The sequence below is a fragment of the Micromonospora sp. NPDC049089 genome (genome assembly GCF_040648775.1).
Taxonomy (GTDB): Bacteria; Actinomycetota; Actinomycetes; order Mycobacteriales; family Micromonosporaceae; genus Micromonospora.
Genome location: NZ_JBEZEH010000200.1, coordinates 1 through 13418, shown reverse-complemented (window position 1 = coordinate 13418; position 13418 = coordinate 1). Strand labels below are relative to the sequence as shown.

10 protein-coding genes are annotated in these 13418 nt (G+C 71.7%); 9 read left to right on the top strand and 1 reads right to left on the bottom strand.

The annotated features are described in order from the left end of the window. Nucleotides 1–91: 91 nt before the first annotated feature. Complete coding sequence (locus tag AB0B48_RS27135) at nucleotides 92–1633, bottom strand: 4-hydroxyphenylacetate 3-hydroxylase N-terminal domain-containing protein (RefSeq protein WP_357206434.1); 1542 nt, start codon at nucleotides 1631–1633, stop codon at nucleotides 92–94. A gap of 174 nt (nucleotides 1634–1807) precedes the next feature. On the opposite strand from AB0B48_RS27135, the gene AB0B48_RS27130 reads away from it, so the two are divergent. The 9 genes from AB0B48_RS27130 (at nucleotide 1808) to AB0B48_RS27090 (ending at nucleotide 13384) form a co-directional block, all read left to right on the top strand. Further along, nucleotides 1808–2809, top strand: a complete 1002-nt coding sequence (locus AB0B48_RS27130; RefSeq protein ID WP_357206432.1) for a methyltransferase — start codon at nucleotides 1808–1810, stop codon at nucleotides 2807–2809. A gap of 52 nt (nucleotides 2810–2861) precedes the next feature. Next, on the top strand, nucleotides 2862–6110 hold the full coding sequence (locus tag AB0B48_RS27125) for a BTAD domain-containing putative transcriptional regulator (protein ID WP_357206430.1): 3249 nt from the start codon (nucleotides 2862–2864) through the stop codon (nucleotides 6108–6110). Between the two features lie 92 nt (nucleotides 6111–6202). Continuing rightward, nucleotides 6203–6451 (top strand): phosphopantetheine-binding protein, encoded by a 249-nt coding sequence (locus AB0B48_RS27120; RefSeq protein WP_357206428.1) that lies wholly within the window; start codon nucleotides 6203–6205, stop codon nucleotides 6449–6451. A gap of 37 nt (nucleotides 6452–6488) precedes the next feature. Next, nucleotides 6489–7871, top strand: coding sequence for a condensation domain-containing protein (locus AB0B48_RS27115; protein WP_357206426.1), 1383 nt, complete (start codon nucleotides 6489–6491; stop codon nucleotides 7869–7871). Then, nucleotides 7868–9133: a GNAT family N-acetyltransferase gene (locus AB0B48_RS27110; protein ID WP_357206424.1), complete on the top strand. Its 1266-nt coding sequence runs from the start codon at nucleotides 7868–7870 to the stop codon at nucleotides 9131–9133. The genes AB0B48_RS27115 and AB0B48_RS27110 overlap by 4 nt, the downstream gene beginning before the upstream one ends. Nucleotides 9134–9143: 10 nt before the next feature. After that, nucleotides 9144–9776, top strand: a complete 633-nt coding sequence (locus tag AB0B48_RS27105; protein WP_357206422.1) for a dTDP-4-dehydrorhamnose 3,5-epimerase family protein — start codon at nucleotides 9144–9146, stop codon at nucleotides 9774–9776. A 34-nt stretch (nucleotides 9777–9810) separates the two neighbouring features. Continuing rightward, the gene (locus tag AB0B48_RS27100) at nucleotides 9811–11058 is read left to right on the top strand and encodes an activator-dependent family glycosyltransferase (RefSeq protein ID WP_357206420.1); all 1248 of its coding nucleotides are present in this window, start codon (nucleotides 9811–9813) and stop codon (nucleotides 11056–11058) included. 110 nt (nucleotides 11059–11168) lie between these two features. After that, a complete protein-coding gene (locus tag AB0B48_RS27095) occupies nucleotides 11169–11765 on the top strand; it encodes an NAD(P)H-dependent oxidoreductase (RefSeq protein ID WP_357206418.1) in 597 nt (198 codons plus the stop codon). After that, a complete protein-coding gene (locus AB0B48_RS27090) occupies nucleotides 11762–13384 on the top strand; it encodes an MFS transporter (RefSeq protein ID WP_357206416.1) in 1623 nt (540 codons plus the stop codon). Before AB0B48_RS27095 ends, AB0B48_RS27090 begins: the two co-directional genes overlap by 4 nt. Nucleotides 13385–13418: the final 34 nt, after the last annotated feature.

Here is a 13418-nt window from a genome sequence, read left to right as displayed (position 1 = left end):
GGCGTGGACGCCGGTCGCGGGCAGACTGAGGCGTGGACGCTCGACGATAGCCCACGCCGGGTCAGGGGCCCGCGGCAATCGCCGCCGCCTACTACGTCGCCAGGTGCGGCGCCGTCCAGCCGTTCAGGTCGTACTCGGACAGGCACTGCTCGACCAGGGCGATCATGTCGTCGGTGACGCCGGCCTGGGTGCCGCGGCGCAGCACCTGGGCCCGGTTATCGTCCGGGTTGCCGGCGTGGTTGCGCTCGTACAGCTCCTGACGCCCGCCGAACTCCGTGCCCACCGCGTCCCAGAGCAGCTTCATCACCTTCACCCGCTGCTCAGCGTCGGTGCCGTGCGAGCCGCGCAGGTACCGGTCCAGATAGGGGCGGATCTCCGGGTTGTGGAAGTCGGCGACACCCGAGTTCAGGTAGATCAGCCCACTGCCCGCTGTGTGCTGGACGATCTCGCGCATCTTGCCGTACGCCATCGGGGCGAGGGTCCGGTAGGTCAGCGCGTACTCCTCGTTGGGCTGCACGTAGCCGTCGGCCCACGGCCGGCACCGCTCGATCATGGCGTCGGACAGCGCCCACATCAGATGCCGCCAGACCATCAGCTCGCCGATGTTGCCCTGTACCTGACGGAACTCGTCGGTGCCGTTGATCTCCACGGCCTTCATCAGCAGGCCGCAGATGAAGTCGAACTTGACCGCCAGCCGGGTGGCGCCGTGCAGGGAGAACCGCGGCATGAAGCCGGAGTCGTGGAAGAACGTGTTCGCCTTCTCCAGGTCGCCGTAGACGAAGACGTTCTCCCACGGGATCAGGGCCTGGTCGAACACGATGACCGCGTCGTTCTCGTCCATCCGGCTCGACAGGGGATAGTCGAACGGGCTGGCGGTGCGGGCCGCGGTCATCTCGTACGAGGTGCGGCAGAGCAGCTTCACCCCGGGGACGTTCATCGGCGCCATGAACACGACACCGAACTGCTTCTCCTTGATCCGGAGCCCGTGGTGGGCGATGAAGTTGTAGTTGGTCAGCGCGGACCCGGTCGCCACCACCTTCGCCCCGCTCACCACGAGGCCCGCGTCGGTCTCCCGGTCCACGTGCACGTACACGTCGGCGACCTGCTCGGGGCGCAGGTGGCGGTCCACCGGCGGGTGCACGAGCGCGTGGTTGACGTGCAGCACGCGCTCCTGGCACTCCTTGTACCAGCGCCGGGCGTTGTCACCGAACGGGGCGTAGAAGTCGGCCTTGGCCCCCAGGGTGGCGAGGAACGACGCCTTGTAGTCGGGCGAGCGGCCGAGCCAGCCGTAGCACCGTCGCTGCCACGCCGCGATGGCGTCGCGCGAGCGGCGCAGGTCGGCCGCGTCGACCGGGGCGCGGAAGAACGGGTGGGTGAAGCCACCGTTGCCGGTGTCGGTCGGGACGGTCAGCACGTCGCGATCCGGCGACTCCCAGAGCGCGTCGTACATGTTCGCGATGGTCCGGGCATTGTTGCGAAAGGCCGGATGCTCGGTGACGTCCTTGATGCGCTCGCCGTACAGCCAGATCTCCCGACCGTCGCGCAGGCTTTCCAGATATTCGGCACCGGTAAATGGCCGTAGTCCGGACGGTTGCGCCTCCGGCGTCTCCGTCGTGGATTCTGCGCTCGGCATCGGCAATCAGCTCCTCGGCGTGGCGGTGCGGATATTCATGGAGCGTGCCAGCCGGCTCGGTGGCACGACAAGGCAATGGAAGCGGAACGGCAATTCAGGAGATGCCGCTGCTACGCAAGGAATGCGAGCGTGAGCGGGCGACGATCAGATTCTCACGACCCACGAGGGGGCACGGTGGCACGCGACGAGATGAGCGCCAGGATCTGGTCCATGGCGGGGCTCGGTACGCCGATGGCGATCCGGACGGCGGCGACGCTGCGCCTGGCCGACCACATCGACGCGGGGGCCGACACCGCCGAGGCGATCGCGGGCGCCGAGGGGGTGAACGCCGACGCGCTGGAGCGGGTCATGCGGTACCTGGCCGTCCGGGGCCTGCTGACCCGGGAGAGCGGCGGGCGATACTCACTGACCCCGCTCGGCGCGGTGCTGCGGGAGGACCACCCGTCGAAGGCCCGCGCCCGGCTGGACATCGAGGGTTCCGTCGGTCGGGCCGAACTGTCGTTCGTGCAGCTGCTGCACAGCGTACGGACGGGAGAGGCCGGTTTTCCGGTGCAGTTCGGCCGTTCCTTCTGGGAGGACTGGGCCGCCGACCCGGAGCGGGCCGCGAACTTCAACCGGCTCACCAGCGACCTGGAGTCACGGTCGCCGGAGATCGTCGACGGCATGGACTGGGGTCCGCTGGGCTGGGTCGTCGACGTCGGCGGCGGCAACGGCGCGCTGCTGATCGGGCTGCTCAACGCCTACCCGACGCTGCGTGGCACGGTGCTCGAGATGCCGGACAACTGCGAGGCCGCCCGCAAGTCGGTCGCGGAGTCGGACCTGGGGGAGCGCCTGGACGTGGTGGCCGGCAGCTTCTTCGACCCGCTGCCGGCCGGCGCTGGCGGGTACGTGCTGTCGTTCGTGCTGCACAACTGGGCCGACGACCCTGCGCGGGAGATCCTGCGCCGGTGCGCGGAGGCCGCCGGGCAGACCGGCGCGGTGCTGGTGGTCGAGCAGACCGGGCCCGGCGGGGAGGCCACCCACACGGGAATGGACCTGCGCATGCTGACGGCCTGCGGTGGTCGGGAGCGGACCGCCGCCGATCTGACCGCCCTCGCGGCATCCGTCGGGCTGCACGCTGTGGCCGTCCATCCGGCCGGCTCGTTCTCCATCGTGGAGCTGCGCGCGGCAGGCTGACCTGCCATTCCGTTGCCGCCGTCGCGCCACCGGGTGGGTTACCCTGTGCCGCATGCGCTTCGGGATGCTCGGTCCGCTCGAGGTCTGGACCGCTGACGGCAAGCCGGTGCGCATCCCGGAGCTCAAGGTTCGCGCGCTGCTGGCCGACCTGTTGGTCCACGACGGTCGGCCGGTGGCGGCGCACCGGCTCATCGACGACCTCTGGGGCGACCGACTGCCCGCCAACCCGGCCAGCGTGCTCCGCAGCAAGATGTCGCAGCTCAGGCGCGCGCTGGACGACGCCGAGCCGGGTGCGCGCGATCTGGTCACGCATTCCCCGGCCGGGTATGCCCTTACCGCCGGCGACGACGCGGTGGACGTCGGTCTGTTCACCGAGATGGTGGGCCGAGCCCGCCGCGCCGTCCACCCCCGGGACAGGATGGCGCTGCTGACCGACGCCCTGGCGCTGTGGCGCGGCCCCGCGCTCGCCGATTTTCCGGACGAGGCGTTCGTCCGCCCGGCTGTCACGCGCTGGTCGGAGGCCCGGCTGATCGCTCAGGAGGAGTGGGCCGAGACAGCGCTCGATCTGGGTCGACACGCCGACGTGCTGGCCGATCTCGGCGACCTGGTGGAACGCCATCCGTTGCGCGAGCGTTTCCGCGCGGCGCGGATGCGGGCGCTGTACCAGTGCGGCCGGCAGGCCGAGGCGCTCGACGAGTTCCGGGTCTTCGGCGAACGCATGCGCGACGAGCTGGGGCTCGACCCGGGGCCCGAACTGGTCGCCCTGCACCGCGCCCTGCTCCGCCAGGACCCGACGCTCACCGGCCCGGCCACGACGCCGGTGCCGATTGAACCCGAACGCGGGAACCTGCCGGCCCCGCTCACCGGGCTGATCGGCCGGGACGCCGCGGTCGCCGACGCGGCTCGGCTCCTGGACGCCGGCCGCCTGGTCACCCTGACCGGTCCGGGCGGTGTCGGCAAGACCCGGCTCGCGGTGGCCGTCGCCGCGCGGATCGCACCCGGTGTGCCGGCCGGCGCGTGGATGGTCGAGTTCAGCACCGTGCCGCGCCCGGCCGGCGGCGGACGGGCGGCGTCCGCCGTGATCGACGCCGTGGCCGGCACGCTCGGGCTCCGGGACGACGGCCGCTCGGGCAGCGGCGGCGGTGTCGACCGACTGGTGGCGGCGCTGCGGGGTCGGCGTCTGCTGCTGGTGCTCGACAATTGCGAGCACGTCGTCGAAGATGTCGCCGAGCTCGGCCGTGAACTGCTGGACGCCTGCCCCGACCTGCGCATTCTTGCCACCAGCCGGGAGTCGCTCGGTGTGCCCGGCGAGGTTCTGGTGCCGGTGCCGCCCCTGGCGCCGCCGGAGGCGGGTACGACGACGGTCGCGCAACTGCGTCGGTCCAGCGCCGGGGAGCTCTTTCTGGCGCGGGCGGCCGCCTCCGAGCCCGGCTTCGCCCCCGACGACGAGAACGCGGCAGCGGTGGCCACCGTCTGCCGGCGGCTCGACGGCATACCGCTGGCCCTGGAACTGGCCGCCACCCGGGTGCGCACGATGGGGATCACCGAACTGGCCGCCCGCCTCGACGACCGGTTCCGACTGCTGGCTGCCCATCGGCGCGGCGGCCCGGCCCACCACGCCACCCTGCGCACCATGATCGACTGGAGCTGGGACCTGATCGGCGCGGACGAGCGGGCCGTGCTGCGACGGCTGTCGGTGTTCACCGACGGCTGCGCGCTGTCATCCGCCGAGGAGGTGTGCGCCGATCCGCCCGCCGCCGGGGGAGTGTCCCGTGCCGACGTGGCGTACCTGCTCGGGCGACTGGTGGACTGCTCGCTGGTCACGCTCGTGGAGAACGCCGACGGGGTGCGGTACAGGATGCTGGAGTCGGTGGGGGCGTACTGCGCCGAGCGGCTGCGGGAGTCCGGCGAGGACGAGGCGGTGCGGCTGCGGCACGGCACCTGCCAGGCCGCCCTCGCCGAGGAGGCGGACCAGAATCTGCGCGGTCCCGTCCAGCGCCGGTGGCTGCGCCGGTTGGACGCCGAACAGGCCAACCTGCGGGCGGCCCTGGCCGCGGCGATCGAGCGTGGCGACGCGGTGCTCGCCCTCCGGCTGGCCTGCGCCTGCGCCTGGTACTGGATACTGCGCGGCCACTTGGGCGAGGGCCGCCGTGCGCTGGCGGCGGCGGCCGCGGTCCCGGGCGAGGCGCCGGCCGGTCGGCGTGCCCTGGCGCTGCTCTGGGAGGCGGGCATGGCAGCGCTCGGCGGCGATGACCCACACGACCTGCTGTGCCGAGCGGAGGCCGAGGGTGAGGCCGGTGCCGACCCGCACGCCGTGGCGCGGGCCCGCTGGTTGCTCGCCTCGGCACTGCCCGAGGATGTCACCGCCCGGCCCGGCGACGGCCGGTTGGACGGAGTGCTGTCGGACTTCCGTAGCCTCGGCGACCGCTGGGGGGCGGCGGCCGCGCTGAGTAGCCTGGCCTGGACGGCGCTGCTGCGCGGAGACGTCGCCGCGCTGCGCCGCGACGCGGAGCGGAGTCTGGAGGAGTTCCGCGATCTCGGCGACCACTGGGGAGTGTTGCAGGCCACCAACCCCTTGGCCGCGCTGGCCCGGATGACCGGGGACAGCAGCCGCGCCGCGCGGCTGCACCGCGATGCCCTCCGCATCGCCCGCGAGCTGGGCCTGTGGCCGGAGGTGTCGTACCAGCTGAACGAACTGGGACGGATCGCGCTGGACGCCGGCGACCACGCCGCCGCCGGCGACCTGCACGCCCAGGCCCGGCACATGGCCAAGGAACAGTCCAATCTGGCCCTGGAGCAGTTCGCCGACCTGGGGTTGGCGATCACGGCACGCCGGCAGGGCAGATGGGACGCCGCCGAGCGACTGCTGCACCCGTGGCTGGAGTGGAACAGGCAGGCCGGCTGGCATGCCGGCGTGGCAGCAGTCGGCGCGGAGCTCGGCTTCGTCGCCGAGCAGCGCGGTGCGGCCGACGACGCGCTGCACCGGCACCGGGAGGGCTTCGCCGCGGCTCAAAGCAGCGGTGACCCGCGAGCGGTGGCGCTCGCCCTGGAGGGGCTCGCCGGGGCGTACCGGCTGGCCGGTGACCCGGTGCGGGCGGCCCGACTGCTGGGCGCGGCGGACGCCGCCCGCGACGCGGCGGGACTGCCGTCACCGGACGCGGACCGGCACGACTCGCGACGCGTCGCCGGGCTCCTGGCCGCCGACCTGGGACCGGCCCAACTGGTCGCGGAGCGCGCCGCAGGGGCCGGCGCGCCGCTCGACGACCTGCTGCGCGACGACCGGTCGATGGCCCGGCGCTGACGAGCCTGCGCAACGCAGGAGATGAACATCGGGTCGAACACGTGTGATGCTTCAGCTCGCGAGACAGTGAATTCCCGGCCGAGGGGATCCGGATGTCAGAACAATCGCGCGCCGATCTCGAAAAGCACGTCACAGCGATCTGGGAGGACGTTCTCGACACCGCGGCCGGTCCGCCCGACGCGACATTCTTCGAATTGAACGGGCAATCGATAGCGGCTTTTCGCATCGTCGCGAGGATAAGTGACCGGACCGGCATCGACGTGCCCGTCGAGGAATTGTTCAAGGATCCGACACGCGCCGCCCTCGCCCGGGCGGTTATCGCGCGTGCGGAACGGCGCTGACCCGAGCGGGCTCGACCACGTGGAAAGGCACGGTGGAATGGTGTACGCAGAGAACCGCTTCCCGTTCTCCATCGAGCAGGAGTTCCTGCGCGGGCAGCATCAGGAGGACGGCTCCACGGCGGGGTTCGGCCCGCGCCCCATCTCCAGCGGTGGCTGGCGGCTCACCGGGCCGGTCGACGCCGACCTGCTGCGCGGGGCTCTGGACGACGTCATCGCCCGGCACGAACCACTGCGGACAATGGTGATCAGGGGTGCCGACGGCTGGGAACAGGAGGTGCGGGACCCGTGCCCGGCCCGGCTCCAGGTGCATGACCTGGGCGACGACCCGGACGGCCGGGGCGTACGGGCCGAGCGGTTCCTCGACGAGGCCGAGTCCGGTCACTTCGACGCTGACGAGCTCCCCCTGCTCTGGGCGTACCTGGGCCGTTTCGACGACCGGGACGCGGTGCTGGTGCTGGTCGCGTACCTCCCGCTGATCGATGTGTGGTCACTGGGCATCGTCATGGACGACCTGGCCGCGTGTTACGCCGCCCGCCTGGCCGGCGGCAAACCCGACCTGCCGGACCCGCCGCGGTATCGCGACTACGTGCGACGCACCGAGGGAGATGCCGCCGCCGGCGGGTCCGACCCGTCCTTCGAGTACTGGCGTGAGCGGCTGGCCGGAGCGCGCCCCGTCGTCATCGCCGCGGACCGGCCGGCGAACCCCGACCATCCGGGCGTCACCCGCGTCGACCGTTTCCAGATCGACGCCCGGGTCGGCTCGGCCGCCCTGCGCCTGGGCCGTGCGACGGGAAGCTCACCGTTCATGGTGATCTTCGCGGCGCAGCTCATCCATCTCCAGCGGATGACCGGTGTCTCGGACGGGGTGGTGTGGACGCTCACCCCCGGACCTGGCCGTCGGCACGAGTGGGCTGAGACCACGGTCGGCTACTTCGTCAACATGTCACCGCTGCGAACCGACATCTCGGGCTGTGTCACCTACCGCGACGTCCTCGCCCGGGTGCGCGCCACCTGCCTGGAGGCATTCCCGCACGAGGTGCCGTTCGTCGGACTGGCGCAGCGGGCCCCGGACGTTATCGCGGGGTTGGAACAGGGCGGCATGGTCGTGCCGGGCTTCGCGGTGTTCCAGAACCCCGCGGCGTCGAAGACCCGGTCCGCCGGTGCGGTCGAGTACGCGCCGGTGCGCCGACGGTTGTCCCAGGCGCAGGGCCCGGGCATCCCCGACGACGCGATCCTGTGGACCATCGACATCGACCCGGACGGTGAGATCTTCTGCGCTGTCAGCTCGAGCACGGACCGGTTCGAGCAGACCACAGTGGACCGCATGCTGGCCGAGTTCCGCGACCTGTTCGGCAGGGTCCTGGCCGACCCGGACGCGCCGCTGGCCGGCGCCCGTACCCACGAAGGGGCGCACTCGTGAGCACGCTGCCTCCCGGCTACCAGCTGGTCACCGACCTCCCGGACGACCGGTACGGGGAATGGTTGGACTGCTGGCTCGGTGCCTTCGGCAACCCGGTCAGCGCCGATCCCGAGATCCTCGACTTCTACCGGCGTACGCACCCGGCGGATCGGGCCGTGGCTGTCGCCGACGACGAACGGTACGTCGCCACCAACACCGCGCTCGACCGTGACCTTGTGCTCCCCGGCGGAAACACGGTGCCGGCCGCCGCGTGCACCGGTGGTTCCGCGCACCCGGTGGTGGCCCGGCGCGGGTTGCTGCGCGCCACAGTCGCGCACCTGAACCGGCGGGCCGTCGACGAGGGCAAGGCGATCGTCGTCGGGGGCGCGTCCGAGTGGCCGATCTACGGCCGGTTCGGTTCCGGCCCGGCGACCTGGTCCGACGCGGTCGAGTTCGACGTCCGGGCGGTCGGCCTGCGCGACGACGTGCCGGGCCGCGACCTGCGTCCGCGTCGGATCGACGGTACGCAGGCCCGGGACCTCGGGTACAAGCTGTACTCCCAGCAGGCGGCGCAGACGCCCGGGGAGGTGCTCACCCCCTCGTGCTACTGGGACCGGCTTGCCGGCGACCCCGCGTCCGGAGCGCTGGAGGAGGCTCTCGCCCTGGGCGCCCCGGGGTACGGGCCCCGGCACTGCGCCGCGATCGACGACCGTGGGCTGGTGACATACCGGATCATGCCGGACTGGACGGCGGAGTCCGCGCCGCAGAGCAAGCTGCACGTCATCGACTTCCTCGCGGCCGACCAGGAGGCGGAGGGCGCGCTCTGGCGGCACCTGTTCTCCGTCGACCTGGTCCGCGAGATCGACGTGTGGCGGATGCCGGTGGACAGCCCGCTGCGCTGGTGGGTCGACGACGCGCGACGGATGCGTGTCCGCCGCCAGGACGCCCTCTGGATCCGCCCGCTGGATGTGCCACGGCTCCTGCGCACCCGCGGCTGGGCCTGCGACGGCGTCCTCACGCTCACCGTGCACGACCCGGAGGGCCTGGCGGCCGGCACGTTCCGGCTGGAGGTGACCGACGGGCACGCCACGTGCGAGCCGGTCACCGGCGCGGCCGACCTGGAGATGGGCGTCGGCGCGCTGGCCGTCATCCTGCTCGGTGGCACCCCGGCGGCCGCGCTCACCAGGGCCGGCCGGATCAGCGCCCCGGACGCGCGCAAGGTGCGACTGTGGGACGCCATGGCGGTGCCGGAGCGCAGCCCGTACATCAGCTACTGGTTCTGACGGGGTCACCGTGACAGTGAGCCCGCTCGCCGTGACCGGGGCCCTGCACTTCACCGCGCCGGTGTTCCCCGACGACCGGGGCTTCTTCGGCACCCCGTTGCAGGCTGGCCTGTTCGCCGAGACCACCGGCCGTCCGCTGTTCCCACTCGCGCAGGCCAGCTACAGCCGATCCCGGCGGGGAGTGGTTCGGGGGGTGCACTACACAGCCGCACCCCCCGGCGCCGAGAAGTACGTCTACTGCGCGCACGGCGCCCTGCTCGACATCGTGGTGGACATCCGGGTGGGGTCGCCCACGTACGGCCAGTGGGACGCGGTGCGGCTCACCGGCGACCGGATGGACGCGCTGTACCTGCCGGTCGGTGTCGGCCACGCCTTCGTCGCGCTGACCGACGACGCCGTCATGCAGTACCTGCTCTCGCGGGAGTACGAGCCCGCTGACGAGCGCGCCGTCTCCGTCCTCGATCCACGGCTGGGTCTGCCGGTGGGAAACCCCGCCGGGCACGATCTGTCCGAGCGCGACCGCGCCGCGCCGACCCTGGAGCAGGCAAGGGAGGCGGGGTTGCTGCCGGACTACGCCCGCTGCCGGGCGATCGAGGTGCGCAATCTGCGAGATGCCCCGGCCAGGGCGGCTGGTGGACGGTAGGCGGGCACATGACGACCCGACCGAAAGGGCACCGATGCGCGTTCTGTTCGCCACCTATGCGGAAACCACCCATTACTACAACATGGTCCCGCTGGCCTGGGCCCTGCGCACCGCCGGCCACGAGGTCCGGGTCGCCACCCAACCGGCCCTCATGGACGCGGTCGTGCAGTCCGGCCTGACCGCCGTGCAGGTCGGGGAGGACCACGACTTCATGTCGGTCATCGCGGCCAAGGCCGACGACCCGACCTGGGGCGAGCGGATCACCACGGCGCTGCGGACCGGCGGCGCCGACATGGACTATCCGGCCCTGCTGGCGTTCTTCGACGAGGCCGTGGAGACCTCGGCCAAGGTGTTCAACGACCCGATGGTCGACGCCCTCGTGGCGTACGCGCGGGAGTGGCAGCCGGATCTGATCATCTGGGAGAACTTCACCCTTGCCGGCGCCATCGCGGCCCGGGTCACCGGCGCCGCGCACGCCCGCCTGCTCTGGGGGGCCGACGCGCAGACCCGCATCTACAACCGGTTCCAGGCGTTGCTCGCCGAGCAGCCCGAGGATCAGCGGCGCGACCCGATGCAGGACTGGGCCGCCGCGCACCTGGAGCGGTTCGGCGTCACCTACGACGCCGACGTGCTGACCGGGCAGTACACCCTGGACCAGGCGCCGGAGAGCATGCGGCTGGACGTCGGGCTGCGAGTCGTGCCGTTCCGGTATGTGCCGTACAACGGTCCGGCCCGGGTCCCCGGCTGGCTGCGCGAGCGCCCGGAGCGCCCGAGGGTCTGCGTGACCGCCGGCATCTCGATGCGTTACATGCTGGGCTACGACCCGATCCCGGTCTCGACGCTGAAGCTCTTCGCCGACGCCGACGTCGAGGTGGTCGCGACGCTGGCCGTCGACGAGAGCGAACTGGCCGACGTGCCGCCCAACGTCCGGGTGGTGAACTTCGTGCCGATGCACGCGCTGCTGCCCAGCTGCGCGGCCGTCGTGCACATCGGCAGCGCCGGCGTGGTGTCGACGGCGATGGCGTACGGCGTGCCGCAGTTGACTCTCGTCCCCGACCTGTGGGACGCCGTCGTGCGCGCCGACATGTTGCGCGAGCAGGGCGCCGGCCTGGATCTGACGCTCGACCGGGCGACGCCCGAGGCGATCCGCGACAACGTCCTGCGGCTGGTGCACGAGCCGGAGTTCCGGGCGGCCGCGGACCGGATCCGGGGCGAGATGCTCGCCGAGCCGGCACCGAGCGAGATCGTGCCGGTTCTCGAGAAGATCGCCGCCCAGCGGTGACCCGGGGGTTCCGGCCGGCGCACGTCCGGCCGGAACCGAACCGGAACCCCGGCACGGAAGGCTGACCACTGCTGCGGGAAGCCGGCGAGCCGGGGAGAGGTGACGCCAGGATGAGCGAGAACCATCTGCGGTTGGTGATCGTCATTGCCAGCATCCGCCGAGGCCGGTTCGGTCCGGTCCCGGCGCGCTGGCTGTGCGACGAGACCAACCGTGGTGGGCGCATCGAGGCGGACGTGATCGACCTCGCCGAGGCCCGCCTGCCCGAGGTCGCCGGCGACCCGGCTCCGCCCGCCGTTCGCGACCTCGCACCATGGCTGGCCGCCGCGGACGCGTTCGTCGTCGTCACGCCGGAGTACAACGGCAGCTTCCCCGGGTCGTTGAAGACGGCCATCGACTGGTTCCGCGACGAATGGCGGCGCAAGCCCGTTGGCTTTGTCTGCTACGGCGGTCCGGCTGCGGGGCTGCGGGCGGTGGACCATCTGCGCCAGGTGTTCACCGACCTGGACGCGATGACGGTGCGCGACCCGGTGACCATCCCTCACCACCGGTCCGCCTTCGATCTCGCCGGCCGGCCGGTCGATCCCGGTCTGACGGTCGCGGCTGGTCGCATGCTCGAACAGCTCATCTGGTGGGCCGACACGTTGCGGCGCGGACGCGTGGCGCCGACCGACACCCGACTCGGGAAACTTCAGGAAGGAATTCGATGACAACCGAAGGCACCACTGCGGCCGTGCCGCGGGCGGGCCGCCGGGAATGGATCGGGTTGGCTGTGCTCTGCCTGCCCACCCTGCTGGCCTCGGTGGACCTCACGGTCCTGTATCTCGCACTACCGCATCTCAGCGCCGACCTCGGCGCCACCACGACCCAGCAGTTGTGGATCGTGGACATCTTCGGGTTCCTCACCTCCGGCCTGCTGGTCACCATGGGCACGCTCGGTGACCGTTTCGGCAACCGCAGGATGCTGTTGATCAGCTCCGCCGCGTTCGCCGCGGCGTCGCTGCTGGCGGCGTACGCCACGACGCCGGAGATGCTCATCGGCGCCCGCGCCCTGCTCGGCGTGGCCGGCGCGGCAGGAATGCCCGCCGCCCTGGCCCTGATCACACACATGTTCCGGGACCCGGCGCAGCGCGGCATGGCGATCGCGTCGTGGATGAGCTGCTTCATGGGCGGTCTGATGCTCGGGCCCCTGGTCGGCGGCATCATGCTCGAGTACTTCTGGTGGGGCTCGGCGTTCCTGCTCGCGGTCCCGATCATGGTCCTCGTCCTGGTGGTGGCGCCGGTGCTGTTGCCGGAGCGCCGCAACCCGGGCGCTGGCAAGCTCGACCTGCTCAGTGTCGCCATGTCCCTGGTCGCGATGATCTCGCTGGTGTACGGGCTGAAGAAGCTCGCCCAGGACGGCTTCACGGCACCGGCGCTGCTCGCCATGGTGTTCGGCGTTCTGGTCGGCATCCTCTTCGTGCGGCGGCAGCGGAGCCTCACCGACCCGCTGCTCGACCTGCGCCTGTTCGGCATAGCGACGCTGCGCGCCGCGCTCATCCTCGGCCTGCTGGTCAGCGCGCTCAACGGCGGCGCGTCTCTGCTGGTGACCCAGTTCCTCCAGGTGATCGAGGGGCTGTCACCGCTGCGGGCGGGCCTGTGGCTGCTGCCGCCGTCCCTGGCAATGATCATCGCGTTGTTCCTGGCGCCGGGCCTCACCGCCAAGCTGAAGGCGGGCCGGGTGATCGCGCTCGGGCTCGGCATCGGGGTGGTGGGCTATCTGATCCTGGCCCAGGTGGAGAGCGTGGACGGTCTCGGGCTGCTCGTCGCGGGCTTCGCGGTGCTGCTGTTCGGTATGGGCCTGCCCTCGTCGCTGGGCACCATGCTGGTGATGGGCGCCGCGCCGCCGGACAGGATCGGCTCCGCGTCGTCGTTGCAGCAGACCAGCAACGAGTTCGGCATCTCGATCGGCATCGCCACGCTCGGCAGCATCGGCATGGCGACCTACCGCAGCGAGTTGGCGGACACGGTGCCCGACACGGTGCCGCCGGACGTGGTGGAGGCCGCCCGCGAGGGCATCGCCCCCGCCAGTGTGCTGTCCGCGCAGTTCCCCGACCTGCTGGCGCCGGCGCGGGCCGCGTTCACCGTCGGTCTGAACAACGTCGCCTGGGTCAGCGCGGCGCTGATGATCGGCCTGGCCATCTTCGCGTACTTCGCACTGCGGCACACCGAGCTGAGCGAGATGACGCCGCCGACCGACATACCGCCGCTTGCCGAGCAGGCTACGGCCGCGGACGCCGCCGGCGTCGAGGTACAAAGACACCCACCGCACGCAGTAGTATATAAATAAACCCTATAAGAAACTAACCTATCCAGCCTACCAC

Coding starts and splice junctions, on each gene's coding strand:
- AB0B48_RS27135 (WP_357206434.1), bottom strand. CDS start 1,633: ATGCCGAGCGCAGAATCCACGACGGAGACGCCGGAGGCGCAACCGTCC.
- AB0B48_RS27125 (WP_357206430.1), top strand. CDS start 2,862: ATGCGCTTCGGGATGCTCGGTCCGCTCGAGGTCTGGACCGCTGACGGC.
- AB0B48_RS27120 (WP_357206428.1), top strand. CDS start 6,203: ATGTCAGAACAATCGCGCGCCGATCTCGAAAAGCACGTCACAGCGATC.
- AB0B48_RS27115 (WP_357206426.1), top strand. CDS start 6,489: ATGGTGTACGCAGAGAACCGCTTCCCGTTCTCCATCGAGCAGGAGTTC.
- AB0B48_RS27100 (WP_357206420.1), top strand. CDS start 9,811: ATGCGCGTTCTGTTCGCCACCTATGCGGAAACCACCCATTACTACAAC.
- AB0B48_RS27095 (WP_357206418.1), top strand. CDS start 11,169: ATGAGCGAGAACCATCTGCGGTTGGTGATCGTCATTGCCAGCATCCGC.
- AB0B48_RS27090 (WP_357206416.1), top strand. CDS start 11,762: ATGACAACCGAAGGCACCACTGCGGCCGTGCCGCGGGCGGGCCGCCGG.